Raw genomic sequence first — 24,489 nt, 5'->3', positions numbered from 1 at the left:
TGGACTTCCTTTATAAATTTGATGTTAAAATTTTGTCACAGAGCGCAAAAGTTTTCCATATAAGAAAAACCTTTGATAGAACGTTTTAATATAAAAAACAAATTTCTTATTTGTAAGCTTAAATGTTCTCCCTGATTACAATCTGATTAAAGCTTTTCTGCTAACTCTTTTAAATACGCGGTAAAGTCTTCACCAACTTCTTCGTGCCTTATACCGTATTCAACAAACGCTTTCATATACCCTCTTTTAGAGCCACAATCATGTGACTTACCGGTCATGTGAAACGCTTCAACTTTTTCCTTTTCCATTAACGAATCTATAGCGTCAGTTAACTGAATTTCATCGCCGGCCCCAGGGGCAGTTTTTTCAAGCAATGGCCAAATCGCTGATGAAAGTACATAGCGCCCAACAACCGCAAGGTTTGACGGCGCATCCTCTTGTGATGGTTTTTCCACAACCGCTGTCATTATTTGAGATTCACCAGCTTCTATGGGTTGCCCACCGCAATCTGCTACCCCATAACTGCTAACCTTTTCCATTGGCACAGGTTCAACCATAATTTGACTGTGATTAGAAGTATTGTATCGAGAAATCATCGCTGCTAAATTTTCGCGTTTTAAGTTAGCGCTAGCGTCGTCCAATATTACATCAGGCAAAACCACGACAAATGGTTCGTCTCCAACTAAAGGCTTCGCTTTTAAAACCGCATGCCCTAGTCCTTTAGCTTCGCCTTGCCTAACATGCATAATTGTCACACCTTGAGGGCAAATCGATTGAACTTCCTCAAGCAATTGACGCTTAACACGAGATTCTAATGTGGTTTCTAACTCAAAAGATTTATCAAAATGGTTTTCGATCGAGTTTTTAGAAGAATGAGTAACTAAAACAATTTCTGTGATACCAGCAGCAATGCACTCATTGACTATATATTGAATCAATGGCTTATCAGCTAAAGGTAACATTTCCTTAGGAATAGCTTTTGTTGCAGGAAGCATTCTAGTTCCTAAACCCGCAACCGGAATAACAGCTTTAAAGTTTCTATTTTCCATTTTTATTTTTACTCACTTTATCTACAAAGCATATTTTTGAAATTATAGAGATAGAGTCTCTTGTGAAGCAGCCATGATACACGTTTTTTAAACCAATGCACTCACACTTTACCCATGGAATACTTTATACATTTTAAGGCATCAATTGACGGTACTGCTAAAAAGATTACCTACGAGTTACATCAATAAGCTTGCCATCTATGCGCTTCACAGGTATAAAGTTCGCTGATTTAAGTTCATTCGCGCCAAAATCTAACCATTTATTCGATAACAAAATAAAAATAATAACGACGTATACATGGCGCATAGTTGGAAGGAAAATTATATGACAACGCAATCTGAAAAAACGTTCTTAGGACACCCTGCGGGTCTAAGTACGCTATTTTTCACGGAAATGTGGGAACGCATGAGTTATTACGGCATGCGTATGCTGCTGGTTTTATTTATGACTGCAACGCTACAGGAAGGCGGATTAGGTTTAACCGTAGCCTCTGCTACAGCAATTTACGGCCTGTACACAGGTAGTGTTTATTTTATGGGTTTACCTGGTGGTTGGATTGCTGACCGCCTGTTAGGTGGTCAGAAAGCCGTCTGGTACGGTGGCATTATTATTATGATTGGCCACATCGTACTTGCGATTCCAAGCGACAAAACGTTTTTCCTTGGCTTAATTCTTGTCATTTTAGGTACAGGTCTATTGAAGCCAAACATCGGCGCCATGGTGGGTCAGTTATATTCAGAAAAAGACAACCGAAGAGATGCTGGCTACGCTCTTTACTACATGGGTATAAACTTAGGTTCAGTTATTGGTAATATCGTTTGTGGTTATTTAATGGAATATCAAGGCTGGCACTATGCATTTGGTGCTGCTGCGATTGGTATGGGTATCGGTCTTATTCAGTATCGCTTAACCCTACCAAAACTAGATTCTGTTGGTAGTGCGCCAGAGGCACCGTTAACCCCTAAAGGGCAAAAAGTAAGTTGGTCTGTAATTGGTGGCTTTTTAATTGCTTTAGCGATGGTCACAGTAATGACCATGTCAGGTTCAATCGTTATTGACCCAGTAGCATTCGCCGAATACACAGCGATATTCTTTACGGTAGTATTTCTTCTATACTACGCCGCCATTTATCTGTTTGGTAACCTAACTCGAAATGAAATGAAGCGACTAGGTGCCCTATTTTTAGTGTGTATCGCTTCTGCGTGTTTTTGGTCAGGATTCGAGCAGGCAGGTTCATCACTGAACTTATTTGCACGCGATTATACCGATAGAATGATCGGTGGCTTTGAAATTCCAACAGGTTGGTTTCAAACATTAAACTCTTTATTCATTGTTGTATTGTCACCGTTTTTTGCTGCTATTTGGATCAACTTAGGTAAACGCCTAGTTACCCCTTCATTTGGTTTAAAAACAGCGGTCGGCTTAATCATCATGGGCAGCGGCTTCGTCGTCATGTTCATTGCTGCGCAATATGCCGCTTCTGGCCTTAAAGTGGCACCATATTGGTTAGTTGCAGTTTATTTCTTACATACAGTGGGCGAGCTATGTTTAAGCCCTGTAGCGTTGAGTGCTGTTAGTAAGCTTTCGCCTAAGCGCTTTAATGGCCAAATGATGGGTGTTTTCGTTCTAACCTATTCTATCGGTAACATCATCGCCGGTTTATTAGCGGGTAACTTTGATCCTAACAATGTTAGTGAAATGCCAAATCTTTACTATCAAATCAGCATGTTTACTATTGCAATTGGTATCGTTGTTTTCCTTATTGGTTTTAGAACCAGAATTTGGGAAGCGTTGCCAGAAGAAGATGGTGAAAAAGACGATAAACCGAAAAATACTGCTGCGACAACAGCATAAAGGAGTGATTAGCGGTGACACAGTTCACCGCTTTTTTTATCAAATGAGTAATGCAAGAACCGTTTTACGACAAAAAATAAGGCAGCTTAGAAACGCAATTCCTCAAGAACAACAGGTTGTTGATAGCGTTAAGCTCAGTAAGCAATTAACAAACGAAATAAACCCCAAATCCATTTCCAAAGTTGCGCTTTACCTGGCAAATGACGGCGAAGTTTCAACAATGCCTATCATTGAATGGTGTTGGCAAAATAACATCGACGTTTACCTGCCAGTCCTTCACCCATTTTCTAAAGGACACTTAATATTTTTACGATATTGCAAAACCAGCGAAATGGTAAACAACAAATATGGCATTGAAGAGCCGGCACTCAATGTGACTCAGGTGTGTCCTTTAGAACATCTAGATATTGTCTTTACTCCTCTCGTGGCGTTCGACAACCAAGGTAATAGACTGGGCATGGGTGGCGGCTACTACGACAGAACTTTTGCTGACCCACTAAAAAAACTAAATCACATAAGAAAAATTGGGTTAGCCCATGACTGCCAGTTAGTTGACCAAGTGCCAAGCGAAGCGTGGGATGTTCCCCTTTCTGAAATAGCGACGCCAAGCCAGCTATATCACTTTTAAACAAGTAAAAAAGTTAAATTTGGGTATTAGGTTATCCTGTCTTTCTTCTGCCTGTTATACTATTGCGCAAAGTATTTGTCGTAATTGATGCGAACTATTCAAGACCCCTAATTAGTGGAATAAAAATGACTCAAGATCAAATGAAACAAGCTGCAGCGATCAAAGCTGTAGATTACGTAGAAGATGATACTATCGTTGGTGTAGGTACAGGCTCGACCGTTAACTTTTTTATTGATGCACTTGCGAAGAAAAAGCACGATATTAAAGGCGCGGTTTCTAGCTCTGAAGAATCGACTAAACGCTTAAAAGCGCACGGTATTGAAGTATTTGACCTAAATAGCGTCGATGAGATTGGTGTCTATGTAGATGGAGCCGATGAAATCAACGAACACATGCACATGATCAAAGGCGGTGGCGCAGCGCTAACTCGAGAAAAGATTGTAGCAGCTGTTGCTAAACAATTTGTTTGTATCTGTGATGAATCAAAGCAAGTACCTGTTTTAGGTAAATTCCCTTTGCCTGTTGAAGTTATCCCAATGGCACGCAGTTATGTAGCAAGAGAACTAGTAAAGCTTGGTGGCGATCCTGTCTACCGCCAAGGTGTTGTCACTGACAATGGCAATGTCATTTTAGATGTCCATAACTTAGATATATTAGACCCAAAAGGATTAGAAACACGTATCAATGCTATCGTCGGTGTAGTGACAAACGGCTTGTTTGCTGAGCGTGGCGCAGATGTTCTTGTGTTAGGTACACCGGAAGGTGCAAAAGTCGTAAAATAACACTTTAGAGTTTTAGCACTATATGTTAACGTTTAGATGGTTTTGGGTATCTAGCCATCTAAAACTATCTAAAGCGTGTTTAACTAGTATTCTGATTTTGGCTGAATTAGTAGCAAGACATTGCTTTTTATATGCTATAGGGACGATGTTTTTGTGGTTTTTCACGATACGTGAGCAACCAAAATGTCGAGCAGTAAAAATGCAATAATGAATAGCCAAAATATGCAGCAAGACTTAACACGCTCTAAACTAACTTAAAATATATAGCGATAAAACACATGAGTAACACGTCACTTGCCAAAGAAAAAATCAAGATTTTGCTACTAGAAGGTGTGCACGAGAGCGCACTGGAAGAACTAAAATCAGCCGGTTATAGCAATATTGAATATTTAAAAACCTCTCTTGCTGAAGATGAACTGATCGCAAAAATAGCAGATGTTCATTTTATCGGTATCCGTTCTCGTACTATGTTAAACGACAAAGTACTTGAGGCTGCAAAAAAACTAGTCGCTATCGGCTGTTTCTGTATTGGAACTAACCAAGTCGACACAGCATCTGCTCAACGACGTGGTATCCCTGTATTTAACGCACCATTTTCCAACACGCGCTCAGTTGCTGAACTGGTTATTGGTGAACTCTTGCTATTACTTCGAGGCATTCCGGAAAAAAGTGCTCAAGCGCATCGTGGCGTGTGGAACAAGTCTGCTAGTGGCTCTGTTGAAGCCAGAGGAAAAACGCTTGGTATCATAGGTTATGGTCATATTGGTATGCAGCTAGGCATACTCGCAGAAACCTTAGGTATGAAAGTAAAATTTTACGATATTGAAACTAAACTTCCTTTAGGAAATGCCGAACAAGCAAGTAGTTTAAATAGCTTATTGGCAAGTGCAGATGTCGTTAGTTTACATGTTCCTGAAACAGCGCAAACACAAGATATGATGGCTGCTGCACAGTTTGCGGCAATGAAAGACGGCGTGATATTCATTAACGCCTCTAGAGGTACAGTTGTTGATATTGACGCCTTATGCGCTGCACTTTCTTCAAAGAAAGTTGCTGGAGCAGCGGTTGATGTATTTCCTGTTGAGCCAAAGAGTAATGATGAAGAATTTACCTCTCCTTTACGTGAATTCGATAACGTCATATTAACGCCTCACATTGGCGGTAGTACAAAAGAAGCTCAAGCTAACATCGGATTAGAAGTAGCGAGTAAGCTAGCGAAATACTCAGATAATGGTTCAACCCTATCTGCAGTAAATTTCCCTGAAGTATCTTTACCTGAACATTCCGGCACCAGCCGTTTGCTTCACATCCATAAGAACCAGCCTGGAATTTTAACGCAAATTAACCAAGCGTTCGCTGAGCACAATATCAATATCGCTGCACAATACTTACAAACTGATGATCAGATTGGTTATGTTGTTATCGATATCGAAACAGAAAACAGTGAAACAGCACTTAGAGCGTTAAGGCAGATACCAGGGACAATAAAAGCACGTATCTTGCACTAATCGTAGAAGAAAAGGCATCTGAACTAAAAAAGGCCTCAATAGAGGCCTTTTTAATATCAATTAGCGCTACAACTAAAAAATTAAGTGCATTACTACTAATGCCATTAATCCTGCCACGATATCGTCTAACATTATTCCTAAGCCACCATGACAGTGCTTGTCTAGCCAAGAGATAGGCCACGGCTTTAAAATATCAAAAAATCTAAAGAGTAAAAATCCAGTGACTAGTGTGGTTAGCGACATTGGGATCAAAATCATGGTAATGAGATAACCGACCACTTCATCCCATACTATTGCCGGGTGATCATGTACGCCAACTTTCTTGGCGGTGTAATCACAAATAAAGATGCCAGCTACGCTAAATAGAAAAGTCACGACTAAATAGTAAGGAAGAGTGACGTCGGCTAATAACCAGAGTATAGGTAATGCAGCGAGCGTCCCAAACGTACCAGGAGCTTTAGGAGCTAACCCTGTTCCAAAACCTAGTGCAAAAAATTGAATCGGATCTTTTAAAGAAAATTTAGTCACGCAGACGAGTCCTAAACAGAGCCATGACTAAAGTGTTCATAGCCTTTACTGCTAATCGCAATAGGCTTGCTATCTAGCGTTGTCGTAATATTATCATTACCATTAAGCTGACCAATACACGTCGCCTTTAAGCCTAAATTGCTCAATGCTGTTTCAATCGCCACTTTATTGTCTTCATTTACCGTAAACAGTAACTCGTAATCATCACCACCTGACAGCGCAAGTTCACAAGCTTGGGCCTCAGGTAAAGCACGGCGAAGTGTTTCTGACATTGGCAAATTATCTAAAACTAAATGTGCACCTACATTAGATGCCTCGCAAATATGCGTTAAATCTGCCAGTAAACCATCAGATAAATCAATCGCTGCCGAAGCAAAGTCTCGCAGAATTTGCCCAGCTAAAACTCGCGGCTGAGGGTAATTTAAACGACTATTGGCACTCTCTAAAGAGCCTTGTGATAAGGTCAATTTGCCATAGTAGTGTTTAAGGGCAAGAGCAGCGTCACCGATTTCACCCGTAACATAAATCCAATCACCGGCCTTCGCACCACTTCGAGTAATTTGCTTATCTACAGGTACTAACCCTTGTGCAGTCACTGTAATGCTTAAAGGGCCTTGTGTCGTATCACCACCAATTAACTGGACGTTGTAATACTCACACAGTTCAAACATCCCTTTACAAAACTCTTCAACCCAATTTTGATCTACATGAGGAAGGGTAATAGCAACTGAGATCCAGCTAGGCTCTGCACCTATTGCCGCTAAATCCGATAAATTTGCGGCGATAGCTTTATGGCCAATTGCTCTTGCAGGAGTATCTTCAGGAAAATGAACACCACTGACGAGTGTATCAGTTGTCACCGCAATATTTTGGCGCTCGGTAGGACTTAATAATGCACAATCGTCACCGATGCCGATGATGACATCTTTTCTGGTAACTGATTGCTCAGCGAAATATCGTTTTATTAATTCAAATTCATTCATAATGTTCAGGCTTCCAGCACTTATCTGACTACGCGCGTACTAAAAAGGTATTTAAGCGCGCTTTTTAACGTAGCGCGCCAGTGTTTTCCATAACAAAGAGACAAACGGCTTATTCGTTAGGTCGAATTTGCTTAACCGCTTTATCTAAAACACCGTTAATGAACTTATGACTATCATCAGCAGCAAAAAGTTTCGCTAATTCGATAGCTTCATTGATAACAACTCGATAAGGCACGTCACGACAATCACTTAACTCGTGAATTGCCACGCGCAGTATCGCTTTTTCGATATGATCGACTTCTTCGATATTTCGTTCAGAGTGAGGCTCAATCGCCTTGTCGATAGAGCCAACATGATTAGTAACACCGCGAAAAAGCAGTTGAAAGTAATCAATATCAAATCTACGCTTTGCATTTTCAGTTAAGAAATGCGCTTCCACATCAGCAATAGAGTTTTCACTCATTTGCCATGAATATACTGCTTGAACAGCTAATTCACGAGCTTTTCTTCTAGGAGAAGGTTTCACAGGGCAACCTCTATTAAAGTTGAGAAATAACGTTAACCATTTCTAGAGCACCAAGAGCAGCTTCGCCACCTTTGTTACCCGCTTTAGTGCCCGCTCTTTCGATTGCTTGCTCGATAGAGTCAGTAGTAATAACACCAAAAGAAACTGGAATTTCAGCGTCTAAAGCAACCTGAGCTAAGCCTTTGTTACACTCACCTGCAACAAAATCAAAGTGAGGCGTACCGCCACGAATTACTGCGCCAATAGCGATAATGGCGTCGAAGTCACCTTTGGCTGCAGCCTTTTTAGCGACTAATGGTAATTCATAAGCACCAGGAACTTTAATAACAGTGATATCTTGTTCAGCAACATCACCGTGACGCTTTAACGTATCAATAGCACCTTCTAATAGGCTATCAACGATAAAATGATTAAAACGAGAAACAACGATAGCAAACTTCTTACCGCTTGCAACAAAACCACCTTCAATTACGTTCATTTAGGCTTTCACTCTGTATTCAAAAAAATTGCCGCGATTTTAGCAAAAAAAGCGAAGCTTATATACTCCTTGTCGAGAAAAACTTTAGCCGAATGAAAAAGGTGTTTGTATAAAAGGAATGCTTCAATTTATCATATAGGAAAATTTGCCAACCATTTATTTTATGAAATTACTTTTTTCTTCACGAGATATCCCTGAATTAAGCAATATGGCGCCAGAGAAGCGCCATGAATTACTAATGAAAGCTGAAATGAAACTAACAGCTCCTGAGAAATTAGTATTGAATTTATTAAAGCTAATTATGTTAATCCCCCCTTTCCTGATGTTGGCAAGACAAGAATGGGGAATGTTTCTAGCCACGGTAATTTGTGCCGTAGGCATTAAGTTGCTGGCTTATCAAACAACCCGACTTCACTTTTTAAGAAAACACTTAAAATAACAAAAGCTAGCATGGGGTAGCTACTGCATACCTGCCCTATTGGCTAATGGTAATTTTCTCAGAGAGCTCTTTTCCTAAAAGTTTAGCGCCTACTAGGTTCAAGTGATTGTTATCTCGGTAAAGTGGCGTGCTGTTAAGCCAGCTTTGACAGGTGTTATTTTCACAAAACAGTTGGCTAACGTTAATAACCTTTCCATTTATCCAGTCCTCATTCACATTAGATAGAAAGTTGAGGTTAGTTGTTGTTTGGAACTTACATTGCTCAATTGGCGTAATCTGACTGTTTTTAAGGTGCTTAATATAACAGCTACTTTTATCTTTTGGCATTCTTGGTACGGTGGCAAATACGCGTACATCAATTCCTTGATTAGTTAACAAAGAAACCACTTTCTTAAGCTCATCTAACACCTTAACTTTTACGTCACCGGTAAAGCCAAAGTGCTTCGCCGCATATCCCTGCCAAGAACCACCAATAAACACTAAATCAGGTTTTGTAGCAACAATGTAAGCTAAGACGTCCTGATTTTTACGTATGCAAGCATTTCTTGCTCCTGGGAGATCAACATATAGCTCTGGGAACGGTGGACAATTCCCCATAGTAAAATCTCTAACCTGGGTGTTATTTGCTTTCGCTAAGCTATCGACAAAACCAGCAAAATGATTAGCATGAGAATCTCCCCATAACACCGCTGTTTTTTCACCCTCTTCTTTACCCAGTAGGCAAGTTTCAGCCAAACTTTCGTTAAAGGTACTTGAGTGACAATTACCACGCCAAGCATCGGGAAACGATTTCAACGCTACTTCAGCTTCAACAACCCTGTTGTCAAATCGCTCAGGGAAAAAGTCATTGGCTCGCGTGAAAAGTAACACAGCCAAGATAATCACGACAGGAGCAATATAAAAACCGAGTGCGATTTTCCCTCGATTTGTCGACTTAATATGACGTGCTTTTTGCTCAACAAACTTCCAACTCAATATCGATAGCAACATAGACAATATGACAACAAGCACTTGTACATCGACAGTAAATTTAATGCCCATTTGATTTACGAACGCAACAATAGGCCAATGCCATAAATACAAAGAATAAGAAATCAAGCCTATAAACACTAAGTACTTGTGACTTAATACTTTGTATGAAATAGTCTGCTGATTTTGACCCGCAAATATTAAACCAAGTGTTGCTAGACATGGTAAGGCAGCCAGCCAGCTAGGAAAAAGAGTTTTAGCATCAAAGCTAATACCCACATAAAACAATAGCACTAGGGAAATCAGGGCGATCACGTTGCCACTGAAAGTACTAGGTATTGCCGCATCTCCTTTTTTAAAAAAGTGATAAGCGAGTAGCGTACCTAATAAAAACTCAAAAGCGCGTGTGACCACAATATAGTAGGCAACAGATGGGTTCAGTTTAGTTACGTAAACGCTAACGATAAGGCCAATTAAACACAAACCACATAGCGTTAAAAATTTAAATTTTTGAGGAATAAATTTATGCCATAAAACAAGCGCCACGGGCGTGATCAAATAAAATTGTTCTTCAACTGAAAGTGACCATGTGTGCAACAAAATTTGTTCATGAATTGCGCCAGAAAAGTACCCCCCATGAACAACTAAAAAATAAACATTGGACAAAAAAACGCTCGAAGCAAGCGCACCTTCTAACATATCGCTCAATGCTAAAGGCGGTAACAAGATGAAGCTGACAAGAATAGATATACTAACGACTAAGATATAAACAGGTAATATTCTTAGTGCACGCCTAATGTAAAACTCTTTAAATGAAAAGTTTTCACTGTGTAACGAACGTATTAATATCCCAGATATTAGAAATCCAGACAACGTGAAGAATACATCAACACCTGTGTATCCTCCAGATAGGAGTGTAATTTCAACATGAAATAACACAACAAGAAGAACAGCTATAGCACGTATACCATCAATATCTTTTCTATAGTTTTTAGTCATTTTATTTTAGCTATTTAGTGATTCATTTAAATAAGTGCAAAAATCGCTGCTTAATCCAAGCAAAACTTGATTAACTCTTTGACTAACCATCTGCATAAGCGATATTTTCTTAAAAAATAACACATTGATATTAAATAAGTTTCATCAAAAAAGGAGCTACTTAAAATTTAGAGCACCGTATTCTATGTCAGTCACTAACAATATTCCAGAAAGATGATAAACAATAATGGATCGCTAAACTTCAAGATCAAAGGATGTTTGATACAAAAGACCAAATAGAATCTATTGATAACGTTTTTGAGCTAAAGCGACATTTTGGATAACATTATTTTTCTTATAGTCACAATGACTAAACCGAGTACTAATGTAACAATAAAAGAGAAAATTAAACTCCGTTTTAAAGTACCAGCTACTTGATCTCGCTCACCAATAAATAAAAATTCATAAAACTGATAGTCAGGAGAATAGATAGAGATAAAGGTCTGGAGCATGTCTAATTGATTGTGAACAGCAGCTTTGGACTCTAGATCGATATTTTTATTCAATAAGTTTTCAGTCCGTTCGTACTCATTTAACAGCTTATGTCGAGACGAATCCACCAAATACAAATTAAACTTTTTCAATATACAATTACTGTACTCACCGAGCTCCCCATAAAACTTAATGTCGGCAAAGTCATATAACATAAACCGTTTAATCAATACCTTTTTGGATAACTCCTCTCCAGAATAGCCGCAAGAAGAAGCAAGGCTTTTTAGGAAATTTTCATCATTAAGTAAAAAATAATTAGGGTACTCTAAATCCGCTTTCAGCTTCTTCATCAGCATGCTGCTATTGTACCCATATCTGGTTTCAATAAATTGAGCTATCTCTGAGTTAATACCTTTTTTGGGCTGGTAAAATAAGTATTGGGTATAATAAGGCGACGTAAACGCGTTATTTCGTTCTACCAAAAATAACGTGGTAGAAAAAACCACCAAAGATAAAAAAAATAAAAAAAAGCGCTTCTTAATCACTGGTGTGAACTTTTATACGGAATAACAAAAATATTACGCTAAACACACCGTAAAGGAAGGTAAATACTATCAATACCAGTCCCCTTTTTGGCTCACTTTTATTTTCTTCAACTATAGGGCTATCTATCGGCTCAAGTACATAGTGTTCACGCGTTTGCGTCAGTAAAAGCCGTTTAGTCTGTTCTTGAACCAGTTGATATAGAACTTGCTGAAGTTCTGCATTCTCGGTATTTTCAATGGCTTCTTTTAACAAGCTAATACTAGTAGATGCTTCATAAAGCTCTTTTGCTTGTATCCTTTCGTTGATTCGTTCAACTAAAATATCAACAACCTTCTTCGCAAATACCGGAGAAACATGTGTATAACTAATAGTGACGAGTCGCGTTTTTTTATCTAACGCAATTGCCAGATTCTTTTTAAATACCTGATATAGTTCGTAATCTGAAGGCTTTGCTTGCTTAGGAGCCTTAACTTCCCGAACCCACTCTTTAGTCCTAGCATCATACAATGTTGACTTAAAGGTCGTTTCTCTGGTGAGTACATTCCAAGACTCAGCTGCGTAAACTTCAGCAGCAAGCCCGTTATTTTCAATCACTTGATAAATAAATACCTTGGACTTCATTAGCTCCAATGCAATTTGTAGGCTGTCTCGTTGGTTAGAGCCTATATCTATGCCAGCTAAACTAGCAAGACCACCTATTGATCCTGCTGCGCCTCCCATTGAACCGCCTAAAATTTCTTTTGACGGGGCATAAAGGCCTCTACTCTGGTATTTATTTGGTAACGATAACAAATAAAAAACTAATGCGCCTAAGAACACTACGTAGAACAAAATTAGGTATTTTGTTTCTTTTCTTTTAATTAGATCTATGACGATTTTCAAAATTAACTAAACCCTTTTTAGTCGATAATCCCACAAATAGTAGTGCTCCAACCATAATGGAGACTTGGGAGCTCATTAATACGTGTCCAGCTAACGTTGCATGAATCATAAGAAACGAAACCATAGCAAATGTCACTAACTGGGTTTTAAACCTATATTTTATAAAGCTTTTGAGTACTATAAATAAAAACCAAAACCACAAAAATACTATCAAACTAGTAAAAAATATCCCTGTAATACCAAACAAATCATGAAAATCTCTTTCGATTGCTTTAAAGAATGGTACGTTGTAGCCAAGCTTTAATCGCAGATAAAATTCTTCTGCGATATTGGTATAATAAGTGTACCCCTGCCCGAACAATACGTCAGCTAAAGAAAAGTTTTCATTTACTGACTTTGCTGCAATTTCAAGATGTTCGCGAGGACTAACACCTTCAAGTAACTCGGTCAATCGCGTTAAATGATACTGGATCTCGTCAGCAAATTTAAACCCTAACCATGCAACAATCGTAGTTACAGCGATAAAAACACTTAACGTAATAAATTTAAGTGTAGAAATCAGTCGACCTTTGGATTGACTGAAGAAAATAAAGCTTAAAACTCCACAAACAAGTATAAGAGTTCCTACTACCAAGCTTGATCTACTAGCAATAAGTACTAGGCCGATAAATGATACGAATCCAGAAACAAGATCTACCATATTAAACTTAACGACAACACGCAGCCACGCTATCGCTGAAGACACTAATATACACAACCCAATATCATTGCCGGCAATAAATACACCTTTAAAACCAAATGTTCCTTCACCATAGCTGTCGTAGCCAATCCCGAGGACATAACAAATAACTATCGTGCCTGCGGCGATCAGACCATACAAAGAAATACACTGAGTGATGGTATCAACACACTCTAGCTCGTGCCGTTTGCTTGCTAACAAAACATAAACAAGCATGGGGAGAATTAATACGGTTAATGGCTTTATATTCGTCGATATAACTAAATCTGGCTGAGAGTACATCCAATAAGCCAACAAGCTTAAATATAGGCTCATCATCAAAATAGTAATTAGCCCTATTAATGAATTCTTTACAAAGACTAGATACAGACCTATAAATAGCAGCATAGATCGAGCTGCAGCGCTAAAAGGAAGGTAGATTCCGAGGACCAAATCCACAAAGCCAGTGAATATATCCATCAACAATGGGAATAACAGTACCCAAAATGCGGGATATTTAGCCACGTAGCTTTGGAACAGGCTCATAAACAAAGAAACATGCTTAACACTATCTTGTTTTTCTGAAGAAACTAAAGTCAATGTAATGATTTTCTCTATTTTATTTACTCAATAAGCAATCTTTCAAAAATACTAATTATGCTTATAAACCAGTGTTATTATCTTCTATTGTAACGACATTATTTGTTTATTGCTTTAAAAGAGTTACCTGGAAGGCGAATAGTACTCCCGTAAATTTGTCAGGCCAAATATTGGTTAAAAGTTCTCTACTTTTTAGCTTTACCTGACGCTAAGTAATCAAGCCTTTTCTTTGACAGCCCTTTAAATACAGTAGCAATTAAGTGTTTAGTTTTTAATTCCCATAAACCATAACGCAACGAAGAAAAGTAGCCAAAAACAGAAAATTTTTCACCAGAAACTTTCTGTTTGTAAAAAGCTAAGTTTTTCTTATTTCTTTTGCTCATTAACTTTCCGTGCTTTTCTTCGAACATTTTGATTGCGTTCAGTTTGTTATTGAGGGAAGAAATACGCTCCAATACACGATCATCATTCACTACATATGTTGGTTCATTAATACGATATGCATCTCCATATTCCGCTATCAAGCGCACCCACATATCATGGTCTTGCATTGCAGGAATTTTCTCGTCGAACCCACCTAGCGCCAAAACGCGTTCTCTATTCACTAATACCTGATTTGAACATTGATTTCGATCTAACTCTTCTGACAACGAAATAGCACCGCGTTTGTTAAACAAGTGCTTTTTGTAGGAGCCATAATCCCAGTAAAAACTACTACAAACAAACGACCACTTTTCGTCATAAACACTAAGTAAGCTCTCTAATCTATTTGGTAAAATTGCGTCATCATCGTCTAAACCAGTGACGAGTTCTGTATCTAACGCACGAATAGCTTCATTTCGCGAAATACACGCGCCTCTTCCCTTCTCGTGATGAATCGCTTTTATTCTTTCATCATTAAGTGACTCTAGATACTCTCTCGTACCGTCGCTTGAACCATCATTAACTACCACAACAGAAAAGTTTTGATAAGTTTGTGCCAATATTGAATCGATTGCCTTCTTTAACAACTCTACTCTGTTATGTGTTGGCATATAAATGCCTATGGTTTTTGTATACATAGCTATTCTCGTTACGTATTAATCAATAATGCCTTGTAAGTATCGATTAACTTACAAGTTACATTAGATAATTTGTTGACTTCAACTGATTGCTGAACTTCATTTTGAAGTTGGTTATATTCTTCAGTAGGCAAAGATAATAAATTGCTCAATTTATCTTTGATACGGGCTATTAATCTGTCTTCTGTCTCGCCATCTATAATAAAATCAGATTGTAACTGACTAATTGAACCGTCAGTTTTTGTTGCGACACAAGGAACTCCGCAGGCCATTGCTTCAGACATAACTAAACCAAAGGACTCGTTACGGGATAAAGATACTAGAACCTTAGTTTTCCGCAAAGTAATGGCGAGTTTTTCAGGCTGTAAAACACCTTTATATTCCACATTACCAGGCAAGTGCTTAGCGGCAACGCCTGCTTCGTCAGAGCCAACAAGCACAAATGACTTATTTGGAAGTAAATCAGCCAATTTTAAAAAACGATCAATTCCCTTGTTTTGATTTAGTTGTCCGACAAATATAACATCACTGCCTTTCTCAGAGATTTCGTCTTTAGGTAAACTAACAGAGTAAATCTCATCATCAATTCCTGCTGATAAGATCTCAGAGGACGAAACAGCGCAGAAAAATTTTTCTTTCAGCTTCTTAGACGTGAATATCCAATGGTCAACTATCGAAGTAAGCTTTCGATAAACAAAACCAGGTGTCGTAAATTGATAAATATCACCGCCATGACAGGTAACAATGACTTTGACTTTTTTGTTTCTCAAAAGCTTATAAATCAACGCACATATTATTGTTGGGAAATAATAATGAACGTGTATTACGTCAAAAGTTTTTCTATTGAAAACAAAACTAAAGATAAATTTAAGAAAAAATAGGGGATACTTAAACACTTTATGCAATAGAGTATCACCATTCCATTTCATATAGTGATATCCAAGAGCAATGCCTTTCGATTGCAAAGAATTTACTTGGTTGTTGACAAAGCACCCTTGAAGAGGGGCACTAGGTTTTGGCCCCATATTGGATACTACTAGAACGTTCACGCACTTTCCCTAATATACATTCTTCATTTTTAGTGCATACATGCCAGTCTTAAACAAAACTTTAAAATAGTGCTTAATAGACTGTTGTTGAACCCACTCCATATCTTTTTCAACAATTTTGTCCATCGCTAGATCACTTCGCCCACTAATTTGAGCAAACCCTGTAATACCTGGAAGCGCTTCAAGCCTAGAGTGCCACTCTTTAGGGATAACATCGTATTCTTGAGGGACCCAAGGGCGAGGACCAACAAAAGACATGTCACCTTTAAGCACATTTACCAACTGAGGTAGCTCATCAAGACTAGTTTGTCTCAAAAAGCTACCCACAGGCGTTATCCGCGGATCATTTTTTAGTTTTACTGCAAATTCATTCACTTTTTCAAAATTCTCTTCAAGAATCTCTTTTGTTTCCATCGTGCGAAATTTATAAACAGTAAATGTTTTTCCGTTCAGCCCTAATCGCCTTTGAGCAAAGACAACAGGACCTCCCATCGTTACATAGATAGCAATAGCGATTGCTAAAGTAACAGGTACCAATAAAACAAATGCGACTGAAGCAAAAATAAAGTCTAATAAACGGATTAAGACTCTTTGCATTTGTTTTGTACCTCAATTGCTAATTTTAGAGCCTCGATACCATCTTGAGCGGTAACTTTTGGCTCTTTTCCACCTAGAATAGCTTCAGCAAAATCTGTGTGTTCCGCCATAAGTGGCTCAATGTTCGGTACTAGTACTCTTTCTACTAGGTATTCTTGCTTGTACTTAACATCATTATTTTCTGCGATATAAGTACCCTGAGCGTGGCGGTTAACTTCAATATCTTTGTGCAAGAAATCTACCGTCACAAAACAATCTGAACAACTAACTTGAAGTGTTCTTTGTTTAATTTGAGAAGCCTTACTTGCAGTAATGTCACAAACAATACCACTATCAGTTTTGATAATTGACGTAACATAATCAAGATTACGGTTATTAAAGTTTCCACCAATTGCACCAACTACCGTTAACTTTTCTGGTACTAGCTTATTGATGTTGTCTAAATCATGAATCATCAAGTCTAAAACAACATCAACATCGTTTGCGCGATTGGTGTTGTAACCAAGCCTATTAACCTTAATTCCAAGTACTTCTTTATTTTCAAGAATATTTGATAATTCTTGAAATACCGGGTTATATCTCTCGACATGGCCTACACTGATGACAAGTCCTTTCTCATCGGCAATTGCTTTTAAAGACTCAGCTTCTTCTATTTCAACAGTAATTGGCTTTTCGATAAGACAATGCTTTCCGTAATTTAAGGCTTTTTTAGCAATGTCATAGTGAGTAACCGTTGGTGAAGCAATAACAATTGCATCAACAGCGTCTAGAAAACCATCGAAGTCATCAAAATATCGACAGCCATATTCAGCGGCTACGGCCAACCCCATCTTTTCGTTTGGATCAAAAACACCTATACATTCAACAAGAGGGTTACCTATAGCGACACGAGTATGGTTTTTACCCATGGAGCCTACACCAACAACACCTACACGTAGTGACTTAACTGGCTGATTCATTTTTTATTTTCCTATGGTGTTTAAAACACGACAAACTTTTAGCACTTGATCATCTGTTAAGCCAGGATGAACAGGAAGAGAAAGTACTTTTCTAGAAAGTTCTCTTGAAATGCTATCGTCTTTACACTCGCTTTTGTCTTGATAAAACTCTTGCTCCGTCATGCTAAACGGGTACACAACTGCACTACCAATTTCATGTTCTTTTAACAAGGCTTGCACTTGCTCTCTTGGAACTCCATCAATCACAACCGTATATTGATGATAAACGTGCTTATGGCCTTCAGTTTCTAGCGGTGTTTTAATAAACTTGTTACCTGCAAGCTCGCGATTATAAATGCTCGCGAAATGACGTCGCTTATCATTCATGTTAGGTAACTTCTTCAATTGCTCTATACCTATCGCAGCACAAATATTAGTCATTCGGTAGTTAAAACCTAGTACATCATGCTTGTATTGATCAACTCTACCGTGATTTACATATTTTCTTGCTAAATCAGCAACAGATTGCTCTTTAAAAAGTGCGACTCCGCCTTCACTTGTCGTCATGTTCTTCGTCGGGTAAAAGCTAAAACATGCTGCATCACCAAAGCTACCGGCTTTAATTCCACCAACTTCAGCACCATGACTTTGAGCACAATCTTCAATAACTTTTAGGTTATATTTATTGGCTATGTTCATTAGTCTTGGCATATCACAAGCGAGTCCAAACAAATGAACGACTAATATAGCTTTGATAGACGGATCTTCATTTTCCGCTAGGTAAGCTTCTAATTTATCAAGGTCTAATAAAAAGTTGTCTCGATCTATATCAATAAAAACAGGGATTGCTTTATTAAACAAAATAGAATTACTAGAAGCGATAAAAGTAAATGGTGTCGTTAATACGCGATCACCTTCACCTATCTCTAATCCAAGTAAAGCAGCATGAAGGGCGGTAGTTCCATTACTTGTAGCAACACCATAACTCGCGCCAATATAACAACTAAAAGCCTCTTCAAACTCTGTAACTACTTGACCAGAAGCAATCATTCCTGACTTCATCACCTTAGTGACTGCATCGATTTCTTCTTGACCTACTTGAGGCTGCGCCATTGAAATCATTTACAAAACCTTATTTTCAATTTAAAAACTATTCATCATGCGGGTAAAAACCGCAATTCGCCTTATTTGGTAACTGGAATAACATTGATTCCTGTTAAAGGAATTTCCAGCTCCTCAAGGCTGTCCGGCTCGATAAACACAGCCTTACCATCATTCTTTAACACGTCAGACAAATGAGCCATTTGAACCCTTTTGCCATTTTTATATACGAAACCAATAACTTTAGCAGGATTGCCAACGACTAGTGTATGAGGAAGAACAGACTTATTCACTACAGCTCCCGCACCAATCATTGCATGCTCTCCAACGGTAATGCCGCAAACTAATGTTGCACCAGCACCAATTGAAGCACCTTTTTTGACTAGAGTAGGAGTAACTTGCCAGTCAACATTATTAGCGCGAGGCTGAAAATCATTAGTGAATATTGCAGACGGACCAACAAAGACTTCATCTTCGATTGTAACGCCGTTATAAACAGACACATTATTTTGAATCTTTACATTTTTACCTATCGATACGTCAAAATCGACGTACACATTCTTAGATAAAATAGTATTTTCACCAATCGATGCATTTTCTCTTATTTGAACTAGGTTCCAAACTTTAACATTATCACCTAACAATGCTTTATCATTTACATCGGCACTAGGGTGAATAAAAGGCTGACTCATATAATTCCTTTAAATCGTTTCAAAAACATGTTGCATGTAATTATCCAATGCAACAGAGCTCACGTTCTCTTTAGCTATTTTCTTTTTCGTAAAATTTAAACCATTAAGTTTCGAAACTTCGTTTATAACAGTTAACTTTTTCTCTTCTTGTAACAAAGTGTCAACAGCAGGCAATTTTCCTGAATAAAGAGAAATAGCGGGTGTATTTAACACTGCTGCTTCTCTATTCATACTGCCACCGGCACTGGCAACATAATCTGCAAATTTAATTAATGAAAACCCATTTAACGTTTTATCGGAAAAATGAAAACTAGGGAACTTACCCAAAATATCTATCTGTTGTGATTTAACCCTAGGGAGAACCAACACACAAACATCACTGTCTTCTAATTTCTTCAAAAAGCTTTCAAACACGCCTTCTTCATCGTTGTGATAAAGCGCAAGACTCGGTGGCGTTCTAACTAAAACCACGGGTTTAGTAAGCTCGTCCTCACTAATGTTGAAAGCAGTCATTATTTCAGCTTCGTTTACCGCTATTTCCTTATTGTCTCCCAAACAAATATCTTCTTTTAATCCCTGATATCGGTAAATTTTTTTAGCTCCAAACCTAACAGCATCTTCAGCAGGAAACGCCGTAGGTAAAGAGACCGCAGTAGCAAATCGAAAAGCAATATGGTTTGCAGGTTGCCCTTCAAAATCCATACTGGTCAAACAAGGAATGTTCAATAACTTAGCCGCTACAATTTGAAAGTAAGAATTATGACAAAGTGCTAAATCAAACTTTTTATCCTTCGCAAATTGCCTTAATTTCCAAGTTCGCTCTAATAAATTAAAGACTTTTCCAAGCTTCGACTTTCCGCCATGACCGTCAATTAAGGTTGCTGCCAAGCCACTCTGTTTTATCAAATCTTTTGTTTGCGCAAAATCCCTATACGTCAGTTCAACCTCGTAACCCTTCTGTTTAAGCCTATCTATTATAGGGAGGAAGAATGCAACATGGGGCGAATTAACTAAATCTATCCAAACGCGCATATTATCGCTATTAACCTTTAATTTAGCGCAAAATTAGCGCGCTATATTACCAAAAACCCTACTTTTTTGGCAAGTATTGCCTTGCCCATTTTCAAAGCCCTCAGCTGTCGAAAAGCGAGCAACACCCAATATATAGCCTTAGCTAGACGCAATCTTTGCTTCTACTTTTAGCCACATTGCATCTGATTGCTTTTTGTATTCTTTTGTACAATTAGATAATACTTCAGTTATATTCTCGCGCTCAATCAACACGTTATCGATCATGTTTTCGATTTCAGATTCTGAAAAGTCAGCACCCAACAAGGTTTCTTGTTCATATTCTTTAAATAACATTTCATATTTATGACTCCAACTGGTCGCGATACAAGGAACAGCTTGAGATAAAGCACTTACACAACCATGAAATCGAGAACAAACAATCATCTTACATTGACCGATAATTCCTTTTATTTCTTGAGAACAATCAGGTGACACAATTTCAATTGGCTTTGACAAATTTTCATTAAGCTTTTCACAAATAGCTTGATCTTCAACACCCTCGTGATTCAAGAAAAATACTTGCTCTCCCTTGTCTTGCAGCTTGGTAATAACCTTGGTCAAAATAGACAAATAGTTTTTCTGCCAAGAAAGATTTTTATTTTTCTTACTATGCATTTTACTATTAGGAATAATGGCAATATGCCCTTTTAATCGCTCTGACACATCTGAAAAGCGAGGAGTTAACAAGTTTGTGAAATCAGGTGACTGTATTAATCCACTATTTGCTGCAACCTCTTGTACATAACCCAAAGATTGTGAATCTCTAGCAAACACAAGTGAAGCATTACTTAAAGCCTCTTTAGCCCAAGGTTTATTATCTTCTCGTGTAAAAGGACCAAGTGCTTGAGGAAGAAAAACGTAATGTTTTGCTTTCGACTTAAAACGATTAACATCTTGTGAAACTTGTCTTAGTATTAATGAGCTCCATTGATCACCGTAACTAAAACCTGAGGCGTCAAGGATAACGTCTACGTCAGCCTCAGTTACTATCCCATAATTGTTCTTTAACCACCTTCTGAATTTGGCTGGCAAACTATAAGTTAAGCCATTTAAATCAAACTTATTCTTTTTCAAATTTATTCGTTGATAAGCACCAATTTTTGCTCTCTCAACAAACGGAGAATTAGGACCTGCTGACATACAAATTTCAGCATCTGGCCATCTGCGTTCAAGTTGCTCTAACACAGAGCGCAACATTAATTCGGCGCCTTTATTGATAAATTGAACACCGCGAATTTCGATTAGCATTACTTTACTTCCTGAATAAGTTGTGACGAAGTTTTCTTCTGTGAAAACGGAATACCACCTGATGGCTTAGCATAGCCAATTGACATCATCATTATTGGTCTTTGGTACATATTTAGCTTTAATTTAGAGGATAAGTTTCGTTCATAGGCTTCGATATCTGGCCAATTGATTGGGCAGCTGCTTAGCCCAAGAGTCTCTAACGCTAGCATAAACTGCATAGCAACTAGGCCACCATCAACATAGATCACATGACGATCCTGTTCTTTAGGGTAAGACGCTAGATCACCCACTAATACAACTAGAGCAGGTATATTTTCTGCAAAACCCGCAGTACCCATGGCACAAGACGCAACCTCAGTTGCTTTATCAGGATCAGTTACTAAATAGAATTCATAAGGTTGTCTATTGCAAGCGCTAGGTGCTTGAGTGGCCATATCTACGGCTTGTGCGATTAAGTCTTTTGATACAGACGTGTTCTCATACCAGCGAGTTGAACGACGCTTTTTAAATAAAGAATAAAGTTGTTCGCTGTCAATGTTAGAAAGATGTCTTTCTTCACTTGCATACGGAATTGACTTTTCGTCACTTACTGGGTGCGTACAGCGACTAAATAGTTCAAACGACGACTTGATCGTTGGCGTATGCTTAACGCAATTAAAGTATTCATTGAGTACTTGATAGGCCCAAGTTAATTCCGATTGACAAAACTCTTTATTGTTCGAACAGCTAACATACATATCAACTGTCTCACCAATATAGCCTTCTGCGAAAACATCTCTGCGAGGCTCCATAATTAAGCCTTTTTCTAATCTATGAGTATTTCTGCGCAGTAAAATGCTCGACAATTGGTATTCTTCTAGTGATTTTTGGTAGGCTAATTTACCAAGAAGAACGGATTGATGCTCTCGACTAAACTTTCCACTAAATAAAAAGTAATATAATGAACTTGTTATTCGGCTTTTAGAGCAAACTTTCACTAGAAAACCATCTATTTTATTTCGTAACGTGAAAACCTGACGGGGAACAATTTTTTTAATTATTGCCTTTAGCATAAAATAAAATTAACCTGAAAATGAAAGAGATGTACCAGTAGTACCCAAAATTGTGCGCTATCTTAACTTAAATCACGTTTTAAATACACGATCTCGCAAAAAGTAACTTAGATAGAAATGTTTCATCGTTTATTCAAGAAGCGTTTTTCCTGTAATTTGATCATATAAAAGCCCAAATAAGAAAAAACAGACCCATGTGCGTAAGAAAACCTGGCTTTTTTCATGACCCACCGGTGAAAAGGAACGATTGAGTAAAGCGCATTTTCATCAAAGAAATAGTCAAAGAGTTGGCGTACCCTTCTACTTGTATAAGACTGACCAGAGCTAATATTCCCGAGCAGCTCTTTATTGCCAGAAACTTCCTGATACTTAAATTCAACAAATTCCTGCCAAAAGCCAGAGCCTTTTCTAAACTCAATAGAGACGCCCTGCCAAAAATCAATTAGCGAGTTATGCCAGAGAGGCATCCCCCAGTCTAGATTGAAAAAATCGTAATAACGATTCGAATTAACAATAAATTTTGCTTGGCGCTCAAAATATTCCCAACTTTCGAATACAGTCGCCGCTTGAACACTTTCGCCAAGTTCGCTTACTTTTCTATTAACCTCTTGCTCGACTAACTTTATAACTTCAGATTTTTCTGCAAAGTTTGATTTTGCCTTAAAATGATTAATTAAAATCATATCAGTAATTAAAGACTCATTACCTTTGGCTTTAAGGCCCACTAATTTTGCAGGAATATGTCCTCCGGAAATGAAGTCTCCTGTGTGTCCAGGAACAACAATAGCATCTTTGTCTACGACACCATTATCGACTAATTGCTGTATTGCTGGGAAAACTTGTATATTCGGTACGGAAACAAGACTATTAATGAACGTTAAATACCGTTGAAAACTTTCAGATTTAAATAGCGATTTCCACATAGCCTTTGTGTAAGTGACTAAATGCCACTGAAAGCCAAGCGAGTCAGCAACTTTCTTACTGATTTTTACTTCTCGACTGCTCGCTTTACCAAAAGTAAAAGTCACCACATTTTTATAGCCAAGTTCTTTTAAATAGACCGCTATTATCCGAGAGTCATAGCCACCACTTAGAGGAACAACAATTTGTTTACCGTCAGCAATAGCGATAAGCTCCTGCATCGCTTCTTTCATTTTGTCATCGAGCTGCTGAACAAGCACATCTCTTTGTTGTTGCTTAACAGTATTCTCAGGTAAAAAGTCTGCGTACTTAGTCTCAGAAATAGCACCTTCTTTCACTATCAATACTCTAGCAGCTTGTACTTGCTTTATTTCCTGCGCTAAGGTGTTTTCTCCTAACACATAGCCTGTACTATTTAGTTGATATTTAGCCACATCATCGAAACCACTAATAGCCACTTTAGACACAAGCCTATCAATGCAATCAGAAACGTATAAAGTACCCGTTTCGCAACCGACAAAAATCGGTCGGCTACGTAGGCGATCAGTCGCAACAATTAACTCGTTATTTGTTTGAAAAACGATCGAGAAATGGCCCGATAAAGTACTTAAAAAACTCGAAATCGACTTTAGTTTCAACGCGGTCAATAGTTCAGTTTTTAACTGCTCATTTGATAAGCGCTTACCGTCTAACATTACATAGCCAATAAGCGTTAGCTCTGTGTCTTGACAAGTTATTGGACCAAACAAACCAGAAAAGGCAACATTTATATTTAAAATCTGTTTACTACTATCCATA

At 38.1% G+C, this 24,489-nt stretch carries 24 protein-coding genes; 5 read left to right on the top strand and 19 right to left on the bottom strand.

All coding sequences use genetic code 11. The features are described from left to right. Positions 1-146 precede the first annotated feature (146 nt). Complete coding sequence (gene galU, locus ACOB80_RS01815; protein WP_473164090.1) at positions 147-1,049, bottom strand: UTP--glucose-1-phosphate uridylyltransferase GalU; 903 nt, start codon at positions 1,047-1,049, stop codon at positions 147-149. Between the two features lie 325 nt (positions 1,050-1,374). Between galU and ACOB80_RS01810 the strand changes: the two genes are divergently transcribed. The 4 genes from ACOB80_RS01810 (at position 1,375) to serA (ending at position 5,822) form a co-directional block, all read left to right on the top strand. Beyond that, on the top strand, positions 1,375-2,904 hold the full coding sequence (locus ACOB80_RS01810; RefSeq protein WP_473164089.1) for a peptide MFS transporter: 1,530 nt from the start codon (positions 1,375-1,377) through the stop codon (positions 2,902-2,904). Next, positions 2,858-3,532 (top strand): 5-formyltetrahydrofolate cyclo-ligase, encoded by a 675-nt coding sequence (locus ACOB80_RS01805; protein ID WP_473164088.1) that lies wholly within the window; start codon positions 2,858-2,860, stop codon positions 3,530-3,532. The genes ACOB80_RS01810 and ACOB80_RS01805 overlap by 47 nt, the downstream gene beginning before the upstream one ends. A 125-nt stretch (positions 3,533-3,657) precedes the next feature. Further along, positions 3,658-4,314 (top strand): ribose-5-phosphate isomerase RpiA, encoded by a 657-nt coding sequence (rpiA, locus tag ACOB80_RS01800; protein ID WP_473164087.1) that lies wholly within the window; start codon positions 3,658-3,660, stop codon positions 4,312-4,314. A 278-nt stretch (positions 4,315-4,592) separates the two neighbouring features. Then, complete coding sequence (gene serA, locus ACOB80_RS01795; RefSeq protein WP_473164086.1) at positions 4,593-5,822, top strand: phosphoglycerate dehydrogenase; 1,230 nt, start codon at positions 4,593-4,595, stop codon at positions 5,820-5,822. Positions 5,823-5,894: 72 nt separating this feature from the next. On the opposite strand, the gene ACOB80_RS01790 is transcribed toward serA, so the two are convergent. From ACOB80_RS01790 to ribH, 4 genes are all read right to left on the bottom strand, one after another. After that, positions 5,895-6,350, bottom strand: coding sequence for a phosphatidylglycerophosphatase A family protein (locus ACOB80_RS01790; RefSeq protein WP_473164085.1), 456 nt, complete (start codon positions 6,348-6,350; stop codon positions 5,895-5,897). A gap of 11 nt (positions 6,351-6,361) precedes the next feature. Further along, positions 6,362-7,333: a thiamine-phosphate kinase gene (gene thiL / locus ACOB80_RS01785; protein ID WP_473164084.1), complete on the bottom strand. Its 972-nt coding sequence runs from the start codon at positions 7,331-7,333 to the stop codon at positions 6,362-6,364. 109 nt (positions 7,334-7,442) lie between these two features. Then, entirely contained in the window at positions 7,443-7,859 is a 417-nt protein-coding gene (gene nusB, locus ACOB80_RS01780; protein ID WP_473164083.1) for a transcription antitermination factor NusB, read from the bottom strand. Between the two features lie 13 nt (positions 7,860-7,872). Continuing rightward, positions 7,873-8,337 (bottom strand): 6,7-dimethyl-8-ribityllumazine synthase, encoded by a 465-nt coding sequence (ribH, locus tag ACOB80_RS01775; RefSeq protein ID WP_473164082.1) that lies wholly within the window; start codon positions 8,335-8,337, stop codon positions 7,873-7,875. 163 nt (positions 8,338-8,500) lie between these two features. Here ribH and ACOB80_RS01770 point away from each other — a divergent pair, with 163 nt between their 5' ends. Further along, a complete protein-coding gene (locus tag ACOB80_RS01770) occupies positions 8,501-8,776 on the top strand; it encodes a DUF6170 family protein (RefSeq protein ID WP_473164081.1) in 276 nt (91 codons plus the stop codon). A gap of 36 nt (positions 8,777-8,812) precedes the next feature. On the opposite strand, the gene ACOB80_RS01765 is transcribed toward ACOB80_RS01770, so the two are convergent. The 14 genes from ACOB80_RS01765 to ACOB80_RS01700 all read right to left on the bottom strand — a co-directional run bounded on the left by ACOB80_RS01765 (position 8,813) and on the right by ACOB80_RS01700 (position 24,488). Then, a complete protein-coding gene (locus tag ACOB80_RS01765; RefSeq protein WP_473164080.1) occupies positions 8,813-10,744 on the bottom strand; it encodes an acyltransferase family protein in 1,932 nt (643 codons plus the stop codon). A 302-nt stretch (positions 10,745-11,046) separates the two neighbouring features. Continuing rightward, complete coding sequence (locus ACOB80_RS01760) at positions 11,047-11,565, bottom strand: hypothetical protein (RefSeq protein ID WP_473164079.1); 519 nt, start codon at positions 11,563-11,565, stop codon at positions 11,047-11,049. Positions 11,566-11,752: 187 nt separating this feature from the next. Then, on the bottom strand, positions 11,753-12,643 hold the full coding sequence (locus ACOB80_RS01755; protein WP_473164078.1) for a GumC domain-containing protein: 891 nt from the start codon (positions 12,641-12,643) through the stop codon (positions 11,753-11,755). Next, positions 12,618-13,961, bottom strand: a complete 1,344-nt coding sequence (locus ACOB80_RS01750; RefSeq protein ID WP_473164077.1) for an O-antigen ligase family protein — start codon at positions 13,959-13,961, stop codon at positions 12,618-12,620. The genes ACOB80_RS01755 and ACOB80_RS01750 overlap by 26 nt, the downstream gene beginning before the upstream one ends. A gap of 185 nt (positions 13,962-14,146) precedes the next feature. Continuing rightward, entirely contained in the window at positions 14,147-15,022 is an 876-nt protein-coding gene (locus ACOB80_RS01745; RefSeq protein ID WP_473164076.1) for a glycosyltransferase, read from the bottom strand. Positions 15,023-15,033: 11 nt separating this feature from the next. Then, positions 15,034-16,071 carry a glycosyltransferase family 4 protein gene (locus ACOB80_RS01740; RefSeq protein ID WP_473164075.1) on the bottom strand — a complete coding sequence of 346 codons (1,038 nt, stop codon included), beginning with the start codon at positions 16,069-16,071 and terminating at the stop codon, positions 15,034-15,036. A gap of 9 nt (positions 16,072-16,080) precedes the next feature. Then, positions 16,081-16,668 (bottom strand): sugar transferase, encoded by a 588-nt coding sequence (locus ACOB80_RS01735; protein WP_473164074.1) that lies wholly within the window; start codon positions 16,666-16,668, stop codon positions 16,081-16,083. Next, a complete protein-coding gene (locus ACOB80_RS01730; RefSeq protein ID WP_473164073.1) occupies positions 16,653-17,627 on the bottom strand; it encodes a Gfo/Idh/MocA family protein in 975 nt (324 codons plus the stop codon). Before ACOB80_RS01730 ends, ACOB80_RS01735 begins: the two co-directional genes overlap by 16 nt. Before the next feature lie 3 nt (positions 17,628-17,630). After that, entirely contained in the window at positions 17,631-18,728 is a 1,098-nt protein-coding gene (locus tag ACOB80_RS01725; RefSeq protein ID WP_473164072.1) for a DegT/DnrJ/EryC1/StrS family aminotransferase, read from the bottom strand. A gap of 62 nt (positions 18,729-18,790) precedes the next feature. Beyond that, positions 18,791-19,399 carry an acyltransferase gene (locus ACOB80_RS01720; RefSeq protein WP_473164071.1) on the bottom strand — a complete coding sequence of 203 codons (609 nt, stop codon included), beginning with the start codon at positions 19,397-19,399 and terminating at the stop codon, positions 18,791-18,793. Positions 19,400-19,408: 9 nt separating this feature from the next. Further along, a complete protein-coding gene (locus tag ACOB80_RS01715; RefSeq protein WP_473164070.1) occupies positions 19,409-20,431 on the bottom strand; it encodes a DUF354 domain-containing protein in 1,023 nt (340 codons plus the stop codon). Positions 20,432-20,569: 138 nt separating this feature from the next. Continuing rightward, the gene (locus tag ACOB80_RS01710) at positions 20,570-21,718 is read right to left on the bottom strand and encodes a polysaccharide pyruvyl transferase family protein (protein ID WP_473164069.1); all 1,149 of its coding nucleotides are present in this window, start codon (positions 21,716-21,718) and stop codon (positions 20,570-20,572) included. After that, positions 21,718-22,695: a nitroreductase family protein gene (locus ACOB80_RS01705; RefSeq protein WP_473164068.1), complete on the bottom strand. Its 978-nt coding sequence runs from the start codon at positions 22,693-22,695 to the stop codon at positions 21,718-21,720. Before ACOB80_RS01705 ends, ACOB80_RS01710 begins: the two co-directional genes overlap by 1 nt. Before the next feature lie 197 nt (positions 22,696-22,892). After that, positions 22,893-24,488, bottom strand: coding sequence for an asparagine synthase-related protein (locus tag ACOB80_RS01700; protein WP_473164067.1), 1,596 nt, complete (start codon positions 24,486-24,488; stop codon positions 22,893-22,895). Position 24,489: the final 1 nt, after the last annotated feature.

It is taken from the genome of Thalassotalea coralli, assembly GCF_055786205.1.
The sequence above is the reverse complement of the archived record's forward strand: the minus strand, read 5'-3'. Positions and strand labels throughout refer to the sequence as shown.